Origin of the sequence: Micromonospora sp. NPDC049257 (genome assembly GCF_040678915.1) — a bacterium.
Taxonomy (GTDB): Bacteria; Actinomycetota; Actinomycetes; order Mycobacteriales; family Micromonosporaceae; genus Micromonospora; species Micromonospora antibiotica.
Genome location: NZ_JBFAQU010000005.1, coordinates 309,526 through 330,452, shown reverse-complemented (window position 1 = coordinate 330,452; position 20,927 = coordinate 309,526). Strand labels below are relative to the sequence as shown.

The following is a 20,927-nucleotide window of genomic DNA, read 5'->3' as shown; positions in this document are numbered from 1 at the left end:
GGGCGGCTCGACCGGCGTGAATGGTCGCCCTAGGCTTTCGCTCTGCACACCTTGAGTAGTCGGAACGCGACGCTGGGAGCTGCCGTGCTGCTCGATCCGCTGCGAATACCGGAGGATGCGTGGTCGCACGGCGAGGTGCTGGCCGTCCTGGCCGCCCGCGACATCGGCGGGCTGTTCCGCTGGATCACGAGTCTCACCGGGGCGAGTCAGAGCCGGATCGGGGCCGCTGTCGGGCTGGAACAGGGCTACGTCAGCCGGATCATGGCCGGACGCAAGGTCACCTCCATTGACGTCCTGGAACGGATCGCCGACGGATGCCGGATGCCCGACCAGGCGCGGACCACGATGGGCCTGGCACCCCGACAGGCCGCACCACCGGCCGCCGCCCCCAGTCGGCGCGTTCCTGACGGGCCGCCTTTGCAGCGGACCTGGCGCGACGACGTAAGCAGTGCCGCAGAGCTTTGGCGAGGTGACGTGAACCGTCGAGACGTACTCCGGCAGGTGGCCTTCAGCTCCGCCGGCTACACCCTGCCGGCGTTGCGCTGGTTCACCGCCCCCGACCCGGCCCCGGTCACCCAACCCGGACGCAGCGCGGTCGGTCAACCCGAGATTGACACCATCCGGGCGATGACGGCGACCTACCGGCAGTTGGACAACCAGTACGGCGGCGGGCACGCCCGCGACACCGTCGCCCGATACCTCCACCAGGAGGTGACCCCGCTGCTCACCGACGGCCGGTACGACCACGCCACCGGTCAACGGCTGCTCAGTGCCGCCGCCGAACTGGCCCAACTCGCCGGGTGGCAGGCGTACGACACGGCTGAGCACGGCATCGCCCAGCGGTACCTGACCCTCGCCCTGGACTTCGCCCATGCCGCCGGAGACGACGGCCTCGGCGCGGAGATCCTCGCCGCGATGAGCCACCAGGCCACCTACCTCGGCCACACCGCCACCGGCCTCGATCTCGCCCGTGCCGCCGGTCAAACCGCTCGCCGCGCTGGGGTCCCCGTCCTGACCGCCGAAGCCCACGTCATGGAAGCCCACGCCCTGGCCAAGGCCAACGACGAACGGGCCTGCGCTGCCGCCCTGCATCAGGCGGAACAGGCCCTTGACCGGGCCGACCGCAGTAGCGACCCGCAATGGCTCAGCTACTTCGACGAGGCGTACCTATCGGCCAAGTTCGGCCACTGCTTCCACGCCCTCGGCCGCAACACCCACGCCGAACGCTTCGCCGCCCGATCCCTACGGATGGACAACCGGTACGTTCGCGGCAGAGCGTTCAACCTCGCCCTGCTCGCCAGCGTCCACGCCCAGCAGGGTGAACCCGACCGGGCCTGTGTCATCGGCGCGGAAGCCCTCACTCTGACTAACCAGCTCCGTTCGGCCAGGGCCGTTCGCTATGTCCGCGACCTGCAAGCGCAGCTCGCCCCACACCGGCGGCTACCGGCCGTCCGGCACTTCACCGGCCGCGTTGACGCCACCCTCGGCCCTCGACGCTGACCGTCACAGCTCTCCCCGGGCCCTGCGCGCCACCAGCTCCAGCACCGCGATAACCGTGCCGGCACCGACGATCTCACCCCGGGACACCAGCTCGTACGCCTCTTCGAGCGGAATCCAGGCGACCTGCTCGGCCTCGTTCACGTCCACGGGCGTGCCGATGTGCTCGGCGTGCCGGGCGAGGAAGAGCAGGTTCTCGGCGTCGGCGGTGCCGACCCACGGTTGGAAGGACAGCAACGGCTCCACCGCCTGGGGTCGCCAGCCGGTTTCTTCCTCGACCTCCCGCACGGCGCACTGCGCCGGCTGCTCCTGGTCGTCGACGTAGCCACCGGGCAACTCCCACACCCACCGGTCGAACACGAACCGGTGCCGCCGCATCAGCAACAGGCGCTCCCGGTCGTCGAGTACGGCGACCATGGCTGACCGGGGAGCACGGATCACGTACTGCTCGAACCGAACCCCGTCGGGCAGCTCCACCTCGGCGATGCTCAGGCGCGCTCGGCGGGTGTCGTCCACGACCCGCTCGCCGTGGATGGTCCACCGGGTCAACTCCGTCGCCTCCTCCTCAACCATCCCGCCAGTATCCGCGCCGAACCCTCACCACGCGCCGCAGGCAACGGCTCTTGGGCGCACTGCTCGGGCCGCCGCCCAGCCGACGAGCACCCCACATCGGCCCCCGGGGGAGCCGGACACTCCTTGTCGGCTCGTGCCAATCGTTGCCGACCGCTGCGCGAGCAGCTGACGCTAGGCGTCCTCTGCTGCCTCGTGCCCACCTGGATCAAAGGCTTACTGCTTCATTGCTGCCTCCGGCTCTTGCCTGAACTTACTCTTCCTTGACGTTCTCGGCCGACGTGGAACGCGGCCGATTCCCCGATTTCAAACCGCCAGGGTCGGTCGAGTATCAGCTCGAACTCAGGCTGGTCATTGAACCGCTCATCCTCGCAGCCCCAGCCGGCGCCGACGCGCCTGACCTGCGCGCCGTTGCGGCGTAGCTGCAACACGCGTGCCTGCCGATTAAGCACGCGGTGGTTTCGGGACCGCAGAACACCACAACCGCATCGCGAACTTGCGCCGTCCACGGGTAGATCGTCATCCACGGGCGGCACTGGTAGGTCGCGCCGTAGACAGGATGACGAGTCACGGCAAGCACCTCAGCGCCATTGTCGATTCCTGCCCATCTGGAGGCCGGTAGGTCCGGGGAAGCTGCGGCGAAGGGATCGTCCATCCGACCAGTCTCCCGGCAGCGCCCGGGCTTGCGCCACCGCCGCTACGGCAGTTCAACGGGCCTCACTCAGTCACGGTGGGGTTTGAACCCTGAGCCCCTCCCGCCGTCCTTGGACTCATTGAGCTTGACACTCTTGAACCGCGATCAGACGAGCCGGCGGACGTGTACAAGGAATGAAGAGGTTCCGGGGTAAGTAAAGGTTTTTCCTTACCCCGGCGCAAGACTATCTAGCCAAGCTTATCAGTGTGAACCCAGTAGGTATTCCGGAGGCGGGTGAAATCGAAGTCCCTGCCCTGCGGGGTACGACGAACAGTTAGCAGGGAATGGGCTTCGAGTTCGGCGCGCGCCCTGGTCCAGCTGTCTTCAGAGAAACCGTACCTCTCCTTCTGATGACTGGTCAGCCATGGCGGATTCGCCTCCACTCTGTTGCTTCGCATGTCTCGAAATACGAGCAAGAAAGCTACCGCGATCGCAGGTAGCCGATAGACCCACTCGTTTTCCCAAAAGCCAATCGGCATGTTGATCCACCACCGCCCCCGCCACCCGTACGGTTTACCGTTTCCTGAAGGGCTGCGGAGTGTGACGTGCGGTGGCACCCCAGGCCGGCGATCCAGCTTGATCAGGGCCGCCTCTTCGAGCCAACTGTGGGCATCGGCAACGCGGCGAGCGCCGTTACCCACCGGGTCGGGCAAGGCAAGCATCTCAGCCCACCGGCGGGCGGGCACGTTCTTGATGTCATGGGGTGCCCCCACGGCCAGCATCGTCATTGTCAGGTAGAGCTTCAACCTGACCTCTCCGCCGCGGCCGCCTTGCAGCATCTGGGCCAGGGGTGGAACCGAACTCAGGCTGTCGTCACGCAGGAACTCAGGCGGGAATTGGACCTGCCGCCTCTGCGATCTCTCGATCGCCCTCTTGAGTAGCCGGCGGCCTTCGGGGGTAGGCGCATTCGTCGACGGTGTGGACACTGCCATGCCTTCGTGAAGGAGAGACCAGTGGTAGCAGGGGTGCAGGGTGTGCTGGGGGTACTAGCTATTCCTACCTTATAACTTCCTGGCGCAAAGGTCGGGTACCCCTGGCACCACCTCTGAGTATCCCCGCTTCATTTGGGGTGCAGTACCGGGTGCAACTCCGGTTGTTCCCCCGCAGCTAGGGCCAATTGACCCTGCTTGACCTGCAGTTATGCCTTGCGGATCATCGAACTTAAGCATGAAGGCGGGTGAGCCGCGTGCGAGCGCCCGGGGCCTCCAGAACAGAAGAGGGGGTGGATGGTCTGCCCGGACCATCCACCCCAGCGCCCCAAGTAGTGCCTGGTGAGAGACCTAGAAGGGGAACAACCGCATGGTAAGGCAGAGCGATGATCAGCAGAAACACGTCGTGCAACGCTCCCGGCGACGACAGCTGCGTGATGAGCTGAAGAGCGTCATCAAGGCCGTAACATTTGTCGCCCGCGTGGTCGTGGCGATCGCGGCTCTTGCAAGGTGGCTAGACCACTAGCGCTGGTTGACGCCATCCCGTCTGCCCTCGACCCGCCCTCCTGGGGAGCGGGCCGCCGCCCGGCCCGCCACGTCAAGACGGCCTTGACGGCTCGTACGGACGCTGGCGGGTCGGGCGGTGGTCTGCTCGGCTCGCCCGGGTCGATGGCAGGCGGGATGATCTACCGCAACCACCCACGGACCGCAAGCCGCCGACGGCCCCCGGCCATCCTGGAGCCGGAGCGCCCCCGCCGGAGGCGCAGTAACCGCAACCCCGCACCCGTCCCGGCACCCGCCGACGGAACCGGCGTCCGCTCCCCTACACCACGCGGTGCTCGCCGCGCGGCAGGCCGGCTGCCGGCCTACCACCCACCGGGAAGCGACCTGTCGTCATCCGGCGGTCCACCGGGCTACCCGCCCTCCGCGCCAGCCGCCGGGCGTGTTGCGTGGCCGGAGTCGGAGCGCCAGCGGAGCGACGGACGCGCGCCCAGGCGGCGGCGCGTGCGGCCCGCTCAGGGCCGCCTTGATAGACGTACAGAAAGTCCTCCCACACCGGCCGGCAGCCGGCTGTCCGGTCCCAGGACCTCCGTGACAGATCGGTATCAGGACCTGGGTGACACTCCGCGAGAGCGCCGAAGCGATCGGCGTGCGATCCAATCACGTCAAGTCGTCTCGGGTCGCCGATCGGCGTCTGCGCTCCTCCCAACGGGCTTGTCGTCTGGCATAGGCACGCCGCGCATCTGCCAGGCTGACCGGCCGTTCGGCGTAGGCACGCCGGGCATCCGTCAGACTCAGCGAACCGTTGGGGCCGCCGTGCTGCTCTCGGCGCTCAACCACGCCGCCACCGAGGAGTTGGTCACCCGCAACGCCGCCGCCCTGGTCAAGCTCCCACCGGTCCGTCGCCGTCGGGGCCGGGCGTGGACCAGCGACGAGGCGCGTCGGTTCCTGGAGTCCGCGCGGGCCGACCGCGATCCGCTGTACGCCGCGTACGTGCTGATCCTGGTGCTCGGCCTGCGCAAGGGTGAGGTGCTCGGCCTCACCGGGGACGCCGTCGACCTGGCGGTGGGCGAGCTGTCGATCGGCTGGCAGTTGCAGCGGGTCGGCGGCCAACTGCTGCACCGGGAGACCAAGACGCAGACCTCGGACGCCACCCTCCCGCTGCCGGACATCTGCGCGGCGGCACTCGACCTCCGCCAGCAGGCGAGGAAGGCCGACCGCGACGAGGCGGGGATCGCCTGGCAGGGCTCGCCGCTGCTGTTCACCACCCGCTACGGAACGCCCGTCGAGCCGCGCAACGTCAACCGCTCCTGGGACGCCCGCTGCGCCCGCGCCGGAGTTCGGAAGATCACCGTGCATGATGCCCGGCGTACCTGTGCGACCCTGCTCGTCGACCTGGACGTGCACCCGCGCGTCATCATGCAGGTGCTCCGGCACGCCGAGGTGTCGGTGACGATGGAGATCTATTCGCAGGCGTCCTCGGACGCCACCCGCGACGCCCTCAAACGCCTCGGCGAGAGTCTGCGGTGACCGCTGCTGTACTTCGCTGCTGTACAGAAGCACTAGAGGGCACATCCATGGATCGGATGTGCCCTCTTACCTCTGTCGGGGTGGCCGGATTCGAACCGACGACCTCTTCGTCCCGAACGAAGCGCGCTACCAAGCTGCGCCACACCCCGAGGCGTGCGGTGAAATAGTAGCCCACCCGCTCCGCCGAGCAAACTCGGTACCCCCCGGCCCCGGTCGCTCGGTGGCCAGGGGGACCCGATGATCCTCCGCTGCCCGGCTCCACCCCGCCGTCGACCGGCTCGCCGTCTGCCGCCTCCATGATCAGATTGCGTTTTTGCGCAAGTTTGACGGCGTGTCGTCTCCATTTTCGCAATCTGATCATGGAACGGGGGATGGGGCGAGGCCAGCGGGGTGGGCAGCAGAGCGGGGCAGCAGCGGAGCGTGGGCAGCAGAGCGGTGTGCGGGTGGATCAGCGGGGGGTGAGGGTGAGGATGCTGGCCTCGGGCGGGCAGGCGAAGCGGACCGGGGCGGTGGGGTGGGTGCCGAGGCCCGCCGACACGTGCAGCCAGGAGTCGGAGCCGGGCCAGCGGTGCAGGCCCTTCGCCATCGCCCTGGGCAGGCCGCAGTTGGTGACCAGCGCGCCGTAGCCGGGTACGCAGACCTGACCGCCGTGGGTGTGCCCGGCCAGCAGCAGCCCGAAGCCGTCGGCGGCCATCTGGTCGAGTAGGGCCGGTTCCGGGGCGTGGGCGAGCGCGATGGACAGGTCGGCGGCGGGGGTGACCGGGCCGGCGACGGCCGGGTAGTCGTCCTGCCCGATGTGCGGGTCGTCCACGCCGACCAGCTCGACGAGGCGGCCACCGGCCTTGACCGAGGTACGCGCGTTGTTGAGGTCCGCCCAGCCGGCCCCGGTGAGGACGTCCCGCAGTTCCTGGTACGGCAGGGCGGCACCCTCGGTGTACTCCCGGTTGGGCAGGAAGTAGGTGAACGGGTTCTTCCAGACCGGCCCGGTGTAGTCGTTGGAGCCGAAGACGAACGCGCCGGGGTAGTCGAGCAGTGGTTGCAGGGCGCGCAGCACCCCGGGTACCGCGTCGGGGTGGGCCATGTTGTCCCCGGTGACCACCACCAGGTCCGGGTCGAGGGCGGCCAGCGACGCCACCCACTGCTGCTTGCGTCGCTGGTCGGGCATCATGTGCAGGTCCGACAGGTGCAGCACGCGCAGTGGCTCGGCGTCGGCCGGGAGCACCGGCACGTCGTACCGGCGCAGGGTGAACATGTTGCGTTCGACGAGGGACGCGTACGCCAGGGTGGCCGCCCCGGCGGCGACGGTCCCGGCGGCGAGGCCGAATAGTGTGCGCTTTCGCATGCCGACCAGGGTAGTTTGACCGTCCATGAGCACGCTGAAGGACCGCCTGACCGCAGACATGCGCGCCGCCCTCAAGGCGCGCGACGAGCTGACCACCTCCACGTTGCGGATGGCGCTGGCCGCCGTCGGCAACGCCGAGGTCGCCGGCAAGGCCAAGCGCGAGCTCTCCGACGACGAGGTGCTCGCGGTGCTGACCAAGGAGGCGAAGAAGCGCCGGGAGGCGGCTGCCGCGTTCGCCGACGCCGGCCGCGCCGAGCAGGCCGACAAGGAGACCGCCGAGGGCGCGGTGCTGGACCGCTACCTGCCCAAGCAGCTCGCCGAGCAGGAGTTGGCGGAGCTGGTCGCGGGGGCGCTGGCCGCGGGCGGCTTCACCGAGAAGTCCCAGATGGGCCCGGCGATGAAGGCGGCGCAGGCCGCGGTGGCCGGCCGGGCCGAGGGTGGTCGCGTCGCCGCCGAGGTACGCCGACAGCTCGGCCTCTGACCCATATCAACTCTGGTCGTTTCCCCGGTCACCGGTTTGTCAATTCAATTTTGATTACCGAGAGTGCCTGCAATTGGCTGTTGCGGTGACGGCTGATTCGTGGAAGGCTCGTTTGGCCGGCTTGACATGCAACGGGGGCGTGTTCGACACCGGTTTGAGGACATGACCCTCGTTGCCTCGACCACTTGAGGTGACTATGAAGCCGTTGGCTGTTGCTTCCCTATTCATTTCGACGTGTATGGGTGCCGTTGTCGTCGTGCCGTCGGCGGCGTCCGCTGACATCTCCATCCAGGCCACGTGTTCCCGCACGGTCAACGTGGCTAGCAGTGCCTACAGCACGGTCGATCCCATCGCCATGCCGTCGACCGGCAGCACCGCGTCGAGCACGAGCTGTGGAATGGCGCAGGGCGCCAACAGCAGCGCTGTCGGTGCCCTGCAACGGGCGTTGAAATACTGCTATGGCGCCGGCATCACCGTGGACAACGATTTCGGCCCGGCGACCAAGTCCGCCCTTGTCTCCGCTCAGAAGCGGGAGGGCATCACCGCAGACGGCGTCTATGGACCGCAGACCCGGCTGAGCCTGACGTGGCGCTCGGTGGGCAACCGGTGCGACAAGGCCGCCGATCCCATCTACACCTGATCGGGCTCCGAGAGCCTCGACGCCAGTGGGCGGGCACCCGACCGGGTGCCCGCCCACTGGCGTCGACAGAGGCGTCAGTTGTTGCCGGGTGGACGGCCCGGTGTGTTGCCGGTGTTACCCGGCGTGTTACCGGCCTGGTTGGGGGTGCTGCCGCCGCCGCTGCTCACCTCGATGGTGACCACGCCGCCCTTGATGGTGCGGCCGTCGGGGCTGGTGCCGGCGACGGAGCCGGCCGGGCAGTCCGAGGCGATCTTGTTGTCGGAGACGACGACGGAGAAGCCGGCGTCCTTGAGCCTGCTCCGGGCGCTGTCCACCGACTGGCACTTCACGTTCGGGATGGACCGCTGGTCACCATTGATGATCTTGCCGTTGGGTGGGGTGAACTCGATGCCGGGCTTGCCCTTCATGGCGTCGCGCAGCGTCTGGTAGACCGCCGGGTTGATGCCGGTCGGCGTCTCGTCGTGCCCCATCTTCTGGTTGGTCTGCGGCCAGTCCGGGTCGGCCATGATGCCGGCTACCGCGAACTGCTTGGTCATCGCCACCAGGGCCGAGGTCTTGTCACCGTCGGTGGTGCCGGACTTGCCGGCCACCGGCTTGCCGACGATGCCCCGGACGTTGCGGGCGGTCGCCCCGACACACTTGGAGACCGACGACCGGTCACCGACCGGGCAGCGGGCCGCGTCCACGGCGGCCCGGGCCACCTCGGTGCTGATCCGTTGCTCGCAGCGCGGGTTGGCGACGTCGAGCTTGTTGCCCTCCGGGTCCTTGATCTGCTGCACCGGGATCGGCTCGCAGAACTTCCCGTCGGCCGCCAGGGTGGCGTAGGCGTTGGCCAGCTCCAGCGGGGTGGTCGAGGAGACACCCAGGGTGAAGGCGCCCCACTGGTTGGCGCCGCCCTCCTTGGTGGCCCGGCGGGCGTCGTCGCTGCTGCGGAAGGTGATGCCGAGCTTCTGCGCCGCCTTGATCACGTTCTCCGCGCCGACCTGCTGCTCCAGCGGGACGAAGTAGGTGTTGACCGAGCTGCCGAACGCCGTCCACATGTTGTGCACGCCGGCCATGCTCGCCGAGGCGTTCTTGGGGCAGTAGAAGTGCGTCCCCGAGCAGGCGGCCGGGGAGTTCTGCTGGACGATGTACTCCGACTTGAACACCGGCGGCGAGTTGATCTGGTAGGCGAGCGGGATGCCCTTCTCCAGCGCGGCCACGAGGGTGAACATCTTGAACGTCGAGCCGGCCTGGTAGCCGGTGATGCCCTGGCCGCCGCTGAGCAGCGGGTTCACCGTGTTGGGGTAGTTGCCCCGGATCTTCTTCTTGGCCTTCTTGGGGTCGCTGGAGTACTTGTTCTGCGGCTTCTTCGGGTCATCGATCTTGAAGTTCCGGTTCACCGACAGTGCGCGTACCCGGCCGGTGCCCGGCTCGATCGCGGCGACCATCCGGGCGGCCTTGCTGTTCACCCCGAGGTTCTTGCGGACGGCCCGGTCGGCACCGTTCTGCGCCTGCACGTCGAGCGTGGTGGTGATGGTGTAGCCACCGCTCTTGAGCCGCCGCTCCCGGTCGTACGTGGTGGAGCCGAAGGTCTCCTGCCCGAGCCACCAGCGGTAGAAGTAGTCGCAGAAGAAGCCCCAGTCCTTCTGGTTGGTGGCGACGCAGCCGTTCGGGGTGCGCTTGTCCTTCACCGCCAGCTTGACCGCCTTGGCGGCGTCCGCCTCCTGCTGGGTGATGGCCTTCGTCTTGACCATGTTGTCGATGACGTAGTTACGCCGGTCGAGCGCGAGCGGGTAGCCGCTGCGGGTGGTCGGGTCGTTGGTGGTGGGCGCCTTGACCATGCCGGCCAGCAGCGCCGCCTCCTCGATCTTGAGGTTCTTGGGCGACTTGCCGAAGTACACCTGGCTGGCGGCGAACACGCCGTACGCGCCGTTGCCGAAGGAGGCGAGGTTCAGGTAGCGGGTGAGGATCTCGTCCTTCGAGAACTCCTTGTCGACCTGGAGGGCCAGCCGCATCTCGCGGAGCTTGCGGGCGCTGGTGTCCTCGGTCGCGGCGACCACGTCGGCCGGGTGGGTGGCCGAGTAGGCGATGGCCAGCCGGACGTACTGCATGGTCAGGGTGGAGGCGCCCTGCTGGGAGTTGGTGCCGGACTGGTTGTTGACGAACGCCCGGGCCACGCCGTTGATGTCCACGCCGTTGTGCTTGTAGAAGTCGTGGTCCTCGGCGGCGATGATCGCCTTCTGCATGTACGGGGAGATGTCCGCGAGCTTGACGTCGCGCCGGTTCTCGTCGTACATGGTCGCCAGGGGGGTCTTGCCGTCGCTGGCGAGCAGGTAACTGATCTGTGGCGCGCGGGCCACCGTCAGCTCCTTGGGCAACGCCCCGAAGGTCTCGGCTCCGGCCTTGGCCGCCAGGCCGGACATCGCCACCGCGGGGAAGGCCGCCGCCGCCACCACCACACCGGCCAGCAGGCCGCAGATCAGTAGCGATGCGGCGTTGGTGAAGACATTGTGGTCACGTTTCCGCATCCAGGTCACCTCGACAGGGTACGCGAGTAGGGAACGAGGGGCGCCGGGGCGTTCTTTCCCCATTTCCTGCGCGCGCCGACCTCGTTGTGCTAAACGCACGACCCCCGGTGTGGGGTTGCGTGTGACCCGCGCCGAGTCTCCACCGATCGGTGGAGCCCGCGCAGCGTTTTCACGTACTCCGGCGGGGTAAGCGGCGATCGAAGGCCCGGTAAGCCGGGACTGTCCGTAATGCTGGATTTCGCCGACAACGTTGCGTAATCATGCGACTACAGAGCATGATGGTGGCGGCGACCCGAGCCACACGTCGTCCGTGCCCCCTGGGGGAAGGAACGGGCCGGACGACCGGGGGAACGACGGCTGGTCGCACGAGGTCGGTAGGTACTGCAAGGGGGGACGTGTACAGATGGGGATGATCACTGACTGGCCGTCGCTGGCGGCGTGTCAGAACGGGGACCCGGACGCGTTGTTCGTACAGGGCGCCGAGCAGAACGTGGCCAAGCGGATCTGCCGCAGCTGCCCGGTGCGCTACGAGTGCCTGGCCGACGCGCTCGACAACCGCATCGAGTTCGGCGTGTGGGGTGGCATGACCGAGCGGGAACGCCGTGCCCTGCTGCGCCGGCACCCGCAGGTGGCGAGCTGGCGCAAGATGTTCGAGGCGGCGATGAAGAAGAACGCCAAGGACCGCACCGGCAAGGACAAGATCCTGGTCACCGCCGCCGGCTGACGCCGGTCAGGGACGGCTGATCGCCGCCCCGATCGTCCGGAGCCCGTCGACGTCGTGCACGTCGGCGGGCTGCGCCGTGACCGACACCGTCGGCACCGCCGGGAACGCCTCGGTGAACCGCCGGGCGACCTGCTCCTCGCGGACCGCCTGCTGCGCCAGCGCGGCGTGCGCGCGCAGCACGTCGACCGTGGCGTCGTGCCCACCCAGGTCGGCCAGCCGGTCGGCCGCCGCCCGGCTCTGCACCGCGCCCAGGGCCACCGCCGGCCGGTGCACCCGGTTGAGCACCAGCCCGGCCAGCGGCATCCGCTCCTCACCCAACCGCCCGGCGAAGTAGGCCGCCTCCCGGACCGCGTCCGGCTCCGGTGTCGCCACCAGCAGGAACGCCGTCTCCCCTGCCTGCAGGATCCGGTAGGTCTGCTCGGCCCGCTGCCGGAACCCGCCGAACATCGAGTCGAGGGCGGCGACGAAGCCGGAGAGATCGGTCAACAGTTGCGCCCCGAGCACCTTCTGCACGACCCGGGAGAACATCCCGAAGCTCGCGGTGACGAAGCTGAACATGCTCCGGCCCCCGCTGCGCGCCGGGGCGAGCAGCAACCGCAGCATCCGGCCGTCCAGGAAGCGGGACAGCCGGGCCGGGGCGTCGAGGAAGTCCAGCGCGGAGCGGGACGGCGGGGTGTCCACCACGATCAGGTCCCACTCGCCCCGGGCGTGCAGCTGGCCCAGCTTCTCCATCGCCATGTACTCCTGGGTGCCGGCGAAGGTGGAGCTCATGGCCTGGTAGAACGGGTTGGCGAAGATCTCTGCCGCCTTCGCCGGGTCGGTGTGCTGGAGCACCACGTCGTCGAAGGTGCGCTTCATGTCCAGCATCATGGCGTGCAGCTCACCGCCACCGGCCTCGACGTCGATCCCCTTGACCCGGCGGGGGGTGTTGTCCAGCTCGGTCAGGCCGAGCGACTGGGCCAACCGGCGGGCCGGGTCGATGGTGAGCACCACCGTGCGCCGGCCGTGCCGCTCGGCCGCCCGCAGCGCCAGCGCCGCCGCGGTGGTCGTCTTGCCGACCCCACCGGCGCCACAGCAGACCACGATGCGCACGCCGGGGTCGGCGAGGATCTGGTCGACGTCCAGCACGGGCGCCGCGTCTTCGGAAGGCACCATTCGAGCGTATCGGGCCGGTGGGGTCCGTGCGCCCGGGCCGACGTGAGCTGCGCGTCAATCCGCCCGGCGGAGCAGCTCGGCGAACGCCGCCAGCCCTGCCGGGTCCACCCCGTCGGGCAGCAACGGCAGCTCGGTCACCGGTCGCCCCAGCTCCGCCAGGTCGGTCCGCAGCGAATCCTCCAGCTCCCGGCGTACCTGCTGGTCCCGGGCCTCGCCGGCCAGCCCGGCCACGGTCGCCGCGTCGGTGGGCAAGCCGGCGGCGGCCAGCCCCCGCTTCAGCTCCGCCCGGGTCAACTCCCGGCCGGTGGCCAGCGGCGGGCGGGCGGCGTTGACGATCACCCGGCCCACCGGGAAGCCGAGCTGGGTCAGCTCGGTGATCGCGTCCACCGTCTCCTGGACCGGCATCTCCTCCAACAGCGTCACCACGTGCACCGCGGTCATCGGGGAGCGCAGCAGCGCCGAGACCCCCTCGCTCTGGGTCTTGATCGGGCCGACCTTCGCCAGCCGGGCGGTCTCGGCGGTGACGTTGAGGAAGCGGCCGATCCGGCCGGTCGGCGGGGCGTCCAGCACCACCGCGTCGTACACCCGGCGTTGCCCGGCGGTGCGGGTGGTGGCCTCCTTGACCTTGCCGGTGAGCAGCACGTCACGCAGGCCGGGGGCGATGGTGGTGGCGAAGTCGATCGCGCCGAGCTTGCGCAGCGCCCGGCCGGCCGCGCCGAGCTTGTAGAACATGTCGAGGTACTCCAGCAACGCCTCCTCGGCGTCCACCGCCAGGGCGCGCACCTCGCCGCCGCCCGGGGCGTCGGCGAGGTGCCGCTCGGTGTACGGGAGGGGATCGACGCCGAAGAGCTGGGCGATGCCCTGCCGGCCCTCCACCTCGACCAGCAGGGTGCGTCGGCCCCCGGCGGCCAGGGCGAGCGCCAGCGCCGCCGCCACGCTCGTCTTGCCCGTGCCGCCCTTGCCGGTCACCACGTGCAGGCGGGACGGCCATCCGGTGCCGGCCGGGTCGGCCGGCCGCTCAGCTGCTCGCACCGGTCGAGCCTATCCACCCCACGTGGTCAGCCGACCTCGCAGACCCACCAACCCGTCTTCCGTACCACCGTGAACCGCAACGGCTGCTCGGCGATCTTCTCGTCGGCGGTGGTCAGGGTGAGCTTGGTGGAGACGGTGGCCCGGTCACCGTTCTGGCTGTCGACGGTCGGGCTGGACCAGCGGAACCGTGGGTTGGTGTAGAGGGTGGCGTACTTCTGCACCTCGGCGACCTTCGCGCTGATCTTCTGTTGGTCGCGCGACTCCGCGCAGACGAAGTTGGCCGCCCTGCCGGCGTCCCGGTCCTGGTAGACGGCGGTGAGGAAACCGTCCACCGCCACCGTCGGCTCCCGGGCGCCCTCGCCGCCCTCGGCGTCGCGCAGGGTCAGGTAGGCGAGCGTTCCGCCACCACCGCAGAGCACGACGGCCGCGAGCAGCGCGAGCGAGGCGACCAGCACGCCCCGCCGTCGCGTGGGGGCCGGTGTCCGGTACGCCGGGTAGCCCGCCGGTGACGGCGTGGCGGCGCCGGACGGGGAGGTGCCGGGCGTGGAGGTGCCGGGGGCGGTGGTACCGCCCGGGTCGGGTTGGTCCTGCCGTGGCGTCGGCACGCCCGGCGATCCGCTCGCGCCACCGAACGGTGGATGGGTCATGTGGTCCCCCGGGGGATGGGGCGCCGTCGCCGCCCCTGGCGACGACGCGGGTACGGGCGCGGCGGGCGACCCCTGATCGCCCGTCCGAGGCGCAAGGGTAACGGTCGATGGGCGGCGCGTGGCGGACTGCTCACGACCTGCGGTGGGTCGCGATCACCTTTCAGACCAAGCGTCTGTCGCATATGTGACTTTGGGTGAGCGATTGCGCGCGTCCCGTTGTCCCCCGCCCCGGCCGGGTCCTACGTTCGTCCGGGTGTGGGGGAGCGGTTCGGGTCGGCGCCCGGTCCGGACGGCGGTCATTCACGGTACGAGGCCGGAGGCAGGTACATGCGCGACGCGGAGAACATCTCCCGGGCCCACTTCTCACCAGGAGACCGGGGGAGGCGGGGCGGTTCGCCCGGAGACGCGGACGGGTCGGGTGGTTCACTGCCGATGAACGAGCGGTCCTACCGGCGCTGCGCCGAACCGTCCGAGGTGCTGCGGATCCTCGGCCGCCCCGGTGACCGGGGCCGGGACGACGAGGAGCCCGGCTACGTCATCCACCTGCCGATCCGGGTGGCCGACCTGACGGCGGCCACCGCCCTGGCCGGCACCGTGGCCACCTCGCTCGGCTTCCTGGTCGAACTGGACGCCGGCGAGACCACCGTCTCCACCGTCGACGACCAGAACAACCGGCACCGGGTCTTCTGCGACCTGCTGCTGCCCGACCGGTCGCGCTGCCCCCAGCCGTACGACCACACCGGGCAGTGCGGCGAGCTGCCCGCCGCCCCGGAGCAGCGTCCCGCGCCCCGACCCGCACCCGGACCGTAGGCTGTCGGCGGAACATCCACGTCAGGCAAGGGAGCCTTCCACCGATGCAGAAGTGGGAATACGCCACGGTCCCGCTGCTGGTCCACGCGACCAAGCAGATCCTCGACAACTGGGGTGAGGACGGCTGGGAACTCGTCGCCGTGATCCCCGGCCCGAACCCGGACCAGTTGGTCGCGTACCTCAAGCGCCCCAAGGGCTGAGGGCCCGACGATGAGCAACGGACCCCACGCCAAGCTCGCCGAGCTGGGCCTGGCCCTGCCCGACGTGGTGCCGCCGGTGGCCAGTTACGTCCCGGCGGTGCAGTCCGGCCAGCACGTCTACGTCTCCGGTCAGCTGCCGGTGGTCGAGGGCAAGCTGCTCGCCACCGGCCAGGTCGGCGCGGGTGTCTCGCCCGAGCAGGCCAAGGATCTCGCCGAGCGGTGCGCGCTGAACGCCCTCGCCGCCGTCGATTCGCTGGTCGGCCTGGAGAACATCGTCAAGATCGTGAAGCTGACCGGCTTCGTGGCCTCGGCACCGGGCTTCCACGGCCAGCCGGCCGTGATCAACGGGGCCTCCGACCTGCTCGGCGCGGTCTTCGGGGAGGCCGGCCGGCACGCCCGCTCCGCCGTCGGGGTGGCGGAGCTGCCGCTGGACTCCCCGGTCGAGGTCGAACTGATCGTCGAGGTCGGCTGACCGCACCGCCCCACCGCCGCCCGCCGGCCCGGCGCGCACCACGATCCGGGCCGGTCGGCCGGCGGAAAGCCGCGAACGGCCACGAACCGGGTACGCCGGTTCCGCAAGATCGTGGGGAGTGGCGCGCGGGGTCGTACGATCGCAGCCATGACCGGGCATGTGACGGCACCACCGGCCGCGCTGGCCGACCGGCTGCCGGACTGGGTGACGTTGCTGCGCGCCCCCAACCCTGGGCCGATGACCCTGGAGGGCACCAACACCTGGGTGCTACGCGCCCCGGGTGCGCCGCACGCGGTCGTCGTCGACCCCGGCCCGGCCGACGAGGCGCACCTGGCCGCCGTGGCGGCGTCGGGACCGATCGGGTTCGTGCTGATCACCCACGGGCACCCCGACCACACCGAGGGCGCCCCCCGGCTGAGTGAACTGCTCGGCGGGGCACCCGTGCTCGCCGTCGACCCCGCGCACACCATCGGCGGCCCGCCACTGACCGGGGCGGGTACGCAGCTCGGCGGGACCGGGCTGGACATCGACCTGGTCGACACCCCCGGGCACACCGCCGACTCGGTCTGCTTCCGGGTGTCGTACGGCACCGAGCAGGTGGTGCTGACCGGGGACACCATCCTCGGCCGGGGCACCACCGTCGTCGCCCACCCCGACGGCCACCTCGGCGACTACCTGACCAGCCTGGAGCGGCTCTCGGCGTACCAGGGGATCCCGGCGCTGCCCGGGCACGGCCCGGCGCTGGCCGACTGCGGTGCGGCGGCCGACTTCTACCTGGCCCACCGCCAGGCCCGCCTCGACCAGGTGCGGGCCGCCGTCGACGCGGGCGCGCGCACCGCGGCCGAGGTGGTGGCGACGGTCTACGCCGACGTGGACCGGTCGCTGTGGTGGGCCGCCGAGTGGTCGGTCCGCGCGCAACTCGAACACCTCGGAGTGGAGCAGCCGTGACCTGCCCGGTGTGCGGCACGCTCGCCGTCCCGGGCGCGCGGTTCTGCCACAACTGCGGGGCGGCACTGCCGGCCGCCGCCACCCTGCCGACCGCCGAGCGCCGGGTGGTCACCGTGCTCTTCGGTGACCTGTCCGAGTTCACCTCGTGGTCGGAGGACCTCGACCCGGAACGTGTCGGTGCCGTCACCGACCGGGTGCTGGCCGCGCTCGCCGGTGCGGTGAAGACGTTCGGTGGGCACGTCGACAAACTCACCGGCGACGGGATCATGGCGGTCTTCGGTGCCCCGGTGGCCCACGAGGACGACGCCGAGCGGGCCGTCCGGGCGGCCCTGTCGATGCAGCGGGCCGTGCGCCGGGTCCTCGACGACGAACGCGGCGGCGGCGCACCGCTCGGCCTGCGGGTCGGGCTGAACACCGGCGACGTGATCGCCGGCATCCAGGCCGCCATCGAGTACACGGTCATCGGGGACACGGTGAACACCGCCGCCCGGCTCGCCGACGCCGCCGCCGTCGGCGCGATCTACGCCGGTGCCCGGACGTCCTCGGCCACCCGGCACGTCGCCTCCTGGCGGGTGCTGCGCCCGCTGCGGCTCAAGGGCAAGCGCGAGCCGGTCGAGGCGTACGAGCTGCTGGGTCTGCTGGACGCCCCGGGCACCCGGTCGGGGCTGGGCGACGAGGCCCCCTTCGTCGGGCGGGAGACCGAGATCGGCCGGGTCGCCGGCCGGCTCGCCGAGGTGATCGACCGGGGCGAACCCCGGGTGCTGCTGATGACCGCCGAGGCGGGGATCGGCAAGTCCCGGTTCGCCGCCGAGGTGGAACGCCTCGCCGCCGGCTACGACGTCGGCGCCGGCCGGTACGCCGCGCACAGCGGGGCCCGGGTGCTCTCGGTCCGCTGCGCCGCCTTCGGTGAGCGGCGTCGGCTGGCCCCGCTGGCCGACCTGGTCCGGGCCGCCGTCGGCCTGCCCAGCGACACCTCCACCGCGCTCACCCGGCCGGCCGTCGAGGAGCGGCTGCGCCGGCTCGGTCAACGGCTCGGCCGGCTGCGTACCGAGGTACCGCCGATCGCCGCTGACCAGCTGCTGGCGCTGCTGGGTTACGCCGAACTGCCCGGCAACGCGGGTGACCAGGGCGGCTGGGGGGCGACCCCGCCGGCCGCCGACGCCGAGGCGGTGCCGGTCGCGGTGGCCGGGCTGCTCAGCGCGCTGGCCGCCGAGGCGCCGCTGGTGATCGTGGTCGACGACCTGCACGACGCCACCGGCGAGACGATCGCCGCCCTCGGCGCGACCCTGTCCCGGCTCACCGGCCCGGTGCTGGTGATGCTGCTGGGTCGACCGGAGCTGGTCCGGACCGCCGGGACGTTGACCTGGATCGCCGACGCCGAGGTGCAACCGTTGCCGCCGCTGCGCGGCGCGGACGCCTCCCGCCTGCTCACCAGCTATCTCAACGGCGGCAGGCTGCCCCAGTCCGACGCCGACCGGTTGCTCGCCACCGCCCAGGGCAACGCCTTCTACCTGGCCGAACTGGTCACCCTGCTGCGGGAGCGGGGAGCGCTGACCGCAGGCCCGGACGGCGGCTGGCGGTTGGTGCCCGGCTCGCTGGGCAGCCGGCTGCTCTCCCGGGACCTCGCCGCCGTGCTCGCCGCCCGCATCGACGCCCTCCCACCGGAGGCCCGTTCGGCGCTGCGCGACGCCGCCGTGGTCGGTGACGCGGTGCCCACCGGCGCGTTGGAGGCGCTGCGCGAGCAGCGGGCCGGGCGGGACGGCCGGCCCGCCGCGGTGGCCGCCGTCGAGCTGGAACGGGCCGTCGAGGAGTTGCTGCAACGCCGGATGCTGCACCGCACCCGGACCGGTTTCGCGTTCGCCACCCCGCTGATGCGCGAGGCCGCCTACGCCGGGGTGAGCAAGGCGGAGCTGGCCGAACGGCACGCCGCACTGGCCCGCTGGGCCACCGGTGACCCGGCGGCGTCGGTCGCCGCACCCGGCGGGTTCACCGACGCCGCCCGGGACGACTTCGTGGCCGAGCAGGTCGAGCGGGCCGCCGCCCTCGCCGACGCGGTCAAGCTCCGCCCCGACTCGCCGGCCCGGACGGTCGCCGGGCTGGGGGTGGCCGCGCTGGGCCGGGCCGCCCGCCGGGCGTTGCAGGCCGGTGAGCCGGCACTGGCCGTCGAACACGCCGAACGCGCCACCGACCTGGCCCGCGAGGGGGTGCCCCCGGCCGACCGGGTCGCGCACGCCCGGGCGCTGCTCCAGGTCGGCCGGGTCGGCGACGCGCTGGCCTTCGCCGAGAAGATCGCCGCCAACGCCGGTGACGACGCCGGCACCCGGGCCAGCGCCCTGCTGCTCGCCGGCCAGGCCCACCAGACGCAGGGCGACCAGGGGCGCGCGGTGGCCTGCTGGGAGGAGGCGTTGCAGGTGGCCACCGCCGGGGAGGTGACCAACCTGCGGGCCTCGGCCATGCGCCGGCTCGGGATGGCCGACTTCGTCGCCGGTCGACTCGGTCAGGCGAGCAGCCGGCTCGCCGCGTCCTACCAGATCAGCCTCGCCGCGAAGGACCTGCGGGGGCAGGCCTGGGCGTTGCAGAACCTGGCCTGGGTCACCACCACCCGGGGGGACTTCGCCGGCACCGACGCGGTGCTCGGTCGGGCCGCCCGGCTCTTCGCCGAGTTGAAGGACCCGTACGGGCGGGCCTGGCTGCGCGGCACCACCGCCTTCGCCCGGCTGCTGGCCGGCCGGTTGGGGGAAGCCTGCCGGCTGGCCGGGATCTTCCTGCCGTTCGGGGAACGCGTCGGTGAGGCGTGGGCGGTGGGCACGTTGCGCGCGGTCGAGGCGTTCGCTGCGGCCGAGTTGGGCGAGGTTGCCGAGGCGGACCGGTCGGCCCGCCGGGCATACCGGGACTTCGCGGCGGTATCCGACGACTGGGGGCGCGGGTTCGCGCTGGTCGTCCGGGGGGTGGTGGCGCGGGGGCTGGGCGAGCCGGAGCACGCCGCCGACCTGTTCACCGACGCCCTGGCGTACGCCGGTCGGACGTCGCATCCGCTGCTGACCGGGATGGCCGGCACGCTGCGCGGGTTCGTGGCGTTGGACATGGGCGACTGCGAGACCGCCGAGCGGGACGCCCGTGCGGTGCTGACCGCCGTCGAACCGCACAACCCGCAGGCCCCGGCGCAGGCCGCGCCCCGGGTGCTGCTCGCCACCGCCCGGCTCGCCGCCGGGGACCCGGCCACCGCGGTCGGGTTGCTCGCCCCGGTGGCGACGACCGCCGCGAAGACACCGACGCTGCTCTTCTCCCGCCGGCAGACCCTGGCCCGGTACGCTTCCGCGCTGCTCGCCCACGGTCAGTCGGAGCAGGCGTTGGACTGGGCCCGGCGGGCGGTCGCCGCACCGGCGGAGGACGTCCGCAGTCAGGTGATCGGCGCGGGGGTGCTGGCCGAGGCGTTGGCGGCCTGCGGGCACCCGGTGGAGGCGGCGGCCAGCGCGCAGGAGGCGGTCCGGCTGGCGTACGCGACCGAGCAGCGCAGCGAGCGGGCCAGCGCCGACGCCCTGGCGGCCCGGCTGGCCGGCGGGGTCTGACCGGCCCCGCGTCGCGCCGTCGGCGGCGGGGTCCGGCGTCGAAACGGTAGGTCTGTCGGTTACGGGGATGTGCGCGCATCGGCGGGGACGGTTAGCGTGTCACTTCACGCGACCGCCCCTCGGTGCCGGTCGCGCCGTCAGGTGGGGGATCTAGATGAGGTTGCCGCGTTCGGGCGCCGGTTGGACGATCGCGGTCTTCGGTGTGCTGGCGGTGCTGCTCGGCGCGTTCGGGCTGGTGTGGCCGGAGGCGCAGTTGCGGATGCTCGGCTTCGAGGTGCCGCAGACCCGGGCGGCCGGCGACTACACGGGCACGTTCCTCACCGCGTCCTCGATGGCGTCGTTCAACATGGGCGTCTACTACCTGCTGGCGGTGGCGACCGAGTGGCGGGCGTTCTACCGGTTCACGGTGGTCTTCCGGCTGGTCACCTTCACCGTCTTCACGCTGACCGTGCTGGCCGACGTGGCTCCGGACCGGTTCATCGGGGTGGCGCTGTGGGAGGGGGTGGGTGCGGTGGCGACGGCGCTCGGCCTGCGCTGGGACGCCCGTCGATCCGCTGGTGCGGGCGGAAACGCTCCCATCTCGACAGTGTCCCAGGTCAGTGGGGTCTCCGGGGGTGCGTCGAGCGGGTCGGTCGCCGCCGGCCCGGCCGCTGCCGCCGGTACGGACCGCTGAGCG

The 20,927-nt window shown here is 71.3% G+C and carries 17 protein-coding genes, 1 tRNA gene and 1 pseudogene; 11 read left to right on the top strand and 8 right to left on the bottom strand.

The annotated features are described in order from the left end of the window. Positions 1 to 84: 84 nt before the first annotated feature. Positions 85 to 1,500 carry a helix-turn-helix domain-containing protein gene (locus tag AB0K25_RS11655; protein WP_357536609.1) on the top strand — a complete coding sequence of 472 codons (1,416 nt, stop codon included), beginning with the start codon at positions 85 to 87 and terminating at the stop codon, positions 1,498 to 1,500. Positions 1,501 to 1,503: 3 nt separating this feature from the next. Here AB0K25_RS11655 and AB0K25_RS11650 read toward each other — a convergent pair whose 3' ends face one another. Together AB0K25_RS11650 and AB0K25_RS11645 are read right to left on the bottom strand one after the other, a co-directional pair. Continuing rightward, positions 1,504 to 2,070, bottom strand: a complete 567-nt coding sequence (locus AB0K25_RS11650) for an NUDIX hydrolase (RefSeq protein ID WP_357536533.1) — start codon at positions 2,068 to 2,070, stop codon at positions 1,504 to 1,506. Positions 2,071 to 2,949: 879 nt separating this feature from the next. Beyond that, positions 2,950 to 3,507 carry a hypothetical protein gene (locus AB0K25_RS11645; protein ID WP_357536531.1) on the bottom strand — a complete coding sequence of 186 codons (558 nt, stop codon included), beginning with the start codon at positions 3,505 to 3,507 and terminating at the stop codon, positions 2,950 to 2,952. A gap of 1,488 nt (positions 3,508 to 4,995) precedes the next feature. Between AB0K25_RS11645 and AB0K25_RS11640 the strand changes: the two are divergent. Then, a pseudogene (locus AB0K25_RS11640) lies at positions 4,996 to 5,721 on the top strand (site-specific integrase); the annotation flags it as partial. A 75-nt stretch (positions 5,722 to 5,796) separates the two neighbouring features. Here the strand turns inward: AB0K25_RS11640 and AB0K25_RS11635 are convergent. Beyond that, positions 5,797 to 5,870: transfer RNA gene (locus AB0K25_RS11635), tRNA-Pro, on the bottom strand. A 299-nt stretch (positions 5,871 to 6,169) separates the two neighbouring features. Beyond that, positions 6,170 to 7,063, bottom strand: a complete 894-nt coding sequence (locus tag AB0K25_RS11630) for a metallophosphoesterase (RefSeq protein ID WP_357536529.1) — start codon at positions 7,061 to 7,063, stop codon at positions 6,170 to 6,172. Positions 7,064 to 7,088: 25 nt separating this feature from the next. On the opposite strand from AB0K25_RS11630, the gene AB0K25_RS11625 reads away from it, so the two are divergent. Further along, positions 7,089 to 7,544, top strand: a complete 456-nt coding sequence (locus AB0K25_RS11625) for a GatB/YqeY domain-containing protein (protein WP_357536527.1) — start codon at positions 7,089 to 7,091, stop codon at positions 7,542 to 7,544. A 196-nt stretch (positions 7,545 to 7,740) separates the two neighbouring features. Then, positions 7,741 to 8,184 carry a peptidoglycan-binding domain-containing protein gene (locus tag AB0K25_RS11620; protein ID WP_357021463.1) on the top strand — a complete coding sequence of 148 codons (444 nt, stop codon included), beginning with the start codon at positions 7,741 to 7,743 and terminating at the stop codon, positions 8,182 to 8,184. A gap of 74 nt (positions 8,185 to 8,258) precedes the next feature. Here the strand turns inward: AB0K25_RS11620 and AB0K25_RS11615 are convergent, their stop codons facing one another. Continuing rightward, entirely contained in the window at positions 8,259 to 10,694 is a 2,436-nt protein-coding gene (locus tag AB0K25_RS11615; protein WP_219465115.1) for a transglycosylase domain-containing protein, read from the bottom strand. Between the two features lie 403 nt (positions 10,695 to 11,097). On the opposite strand from AB0K25_RS11615, the gene AB0K25_RS11610 reads away from it, so the two are divergent. Next, complete coding sequence (locus AB0K25_RS11610) at positions 11,098 to 11,418, top strand: WhiB family transcriptional regulator (RefSeq protein ID WP_208567702.1); 321 nt, start codon at positions 11,098 to 11,100, stop codon at positions 11,416 to 11,418. 6 nt (positions 11,419 to 11,424) lie between these two features. On the opposite strand, the gene AB0K25_RS11605 is transcribed toward AB0K25_RS11610, so the two are convergent. From AB0K25_RS11605 to AB0K25_RS11595, 3 genes are read right to left on the bottom strand one after another with little or no spacing between them, the layout of a single operon-like run. Further along, positions 11,425 to 12,573 (bottom strand): ArsA-related P-loop ATPase, encoded by a 1,149-nt coding sequence (locus tag AB0K25_RS11605; protein WP_208567703.1) that lies wholly within the window; start codon positions 12,571 to 12,573, stop codon positions 11,425 to 11,427. A 54-nt stretch (positions 12,574 to 12,627) separates the two neighbouring features. After that, positions 12,628 to 13,605 carry an ArsA-related P-loop ATPase gene (locus AB0K25_RS11600; protein ID WP_357536525.1) on the bottom strand — a complete coding sequence of 326 codons (978 nt, stop codon included), beginning with the start codon at positions 13,603 to 13,605 and terminating at the stop codon, positions 12,628 to 12,630. Positions 13,606 to 13,631: 26 nt separating this feature from the next. Then, on the bottom strand, positions 13,632 to 14,252 hold the full coding sequence (locus tag AB0K25_RS11595) for a hypothetical protein (RefSeq protein ID WP_219465112.1): 621 nt from the start codon (positions 14,250 to 14,252) through the stop codon (positions 13,632 to 13,634). 327 nt (positions 14,253 to 14,579) lie between these two features. On the opposite strand from AB0K25_RS11595, the gene AB0K25_RS11590 reads away from it, so the two are divergent. The 6 genes from AB0K25_RS11590 (at position 14,580) to AB0K25_RS11565 (ending at position 20,924) form a co-directional block, all read left to right on the top strand. Next, on the top strand, positions 14,580 to 15,062 hold the full coding sequence (locus AB0K25_RS11590; RefSeq protein ID WP_219465111.1) for a hypothetical protein: 483 nt from the start codon (positions 14,580 to 14,582) through the stop codon (positions 15,060 to 15,062). Between the two features lie 44 nt (positions 15,063 to 15,106). Beyond that, complete coding sequence (locus AB0K25_RS11585) at positions 15,107 to 15,262, top strand: DUF4177 domain-containing protein (RefSeq protein ID WP_088643831.1); 156 nt, start codon at positions 15,107 to 15,109, stop codon at positions 15,260 to 15,262. Positions 15,263 to 15,272: 10 nt separating this feature from the next. Further along, a complete protein-coding gene (locus AB0K25_RS11580) occupies positions 15,273 to 15,734 on the top strand; it encodes a RidA family protein (protein WP_208567707.1) in 462 nt (153 codons plus the stop codon). A gap of 147 nt (positions 15,735 to 15,881) precedes the next feature. Continuing rightward, on the top strand, positions 15,882 to 16,682 hold the full coding sequence (locus tag AB0K25_RS11575) for an MBL fold metallo-hydrolase (RefSeq protein WP_357536522.1): 801 nt from the start codon (positions 15,882 to 15,884) through the stop codon (positions 16,680 to 16,682). Then, on the top strand, positions 16,679 to 20,251 hold the full coding sequence (locus AB0K25_RS11570; protein ID WP_357536521.1) for an adenylate/guanylate cyclase domain-containing protein: 3,573 nt from the start codon (positions 16,679 to 16,681) through the stop codon (positions 20,249 to 20,251). The genes AB0K25_RS11575 and AB0K25_RS11570 overlap by 4 nt, the downstream gene beginning before the upstream one ends. Before the next feature lie 154 nt (positions 20,252 to 20,405). Beyond that, entirely contained in the window at positions 20,406 to 20,924 is a 519-nt protein-coding gene (locus tag AB0K25_RS11565; RefSeq protein WP_219465108.1) for a hypothetical protein, read from the top strand. The last annotated feature ends 3 nt before the right edge of the window (positions 20,925 to 20,927 follow it).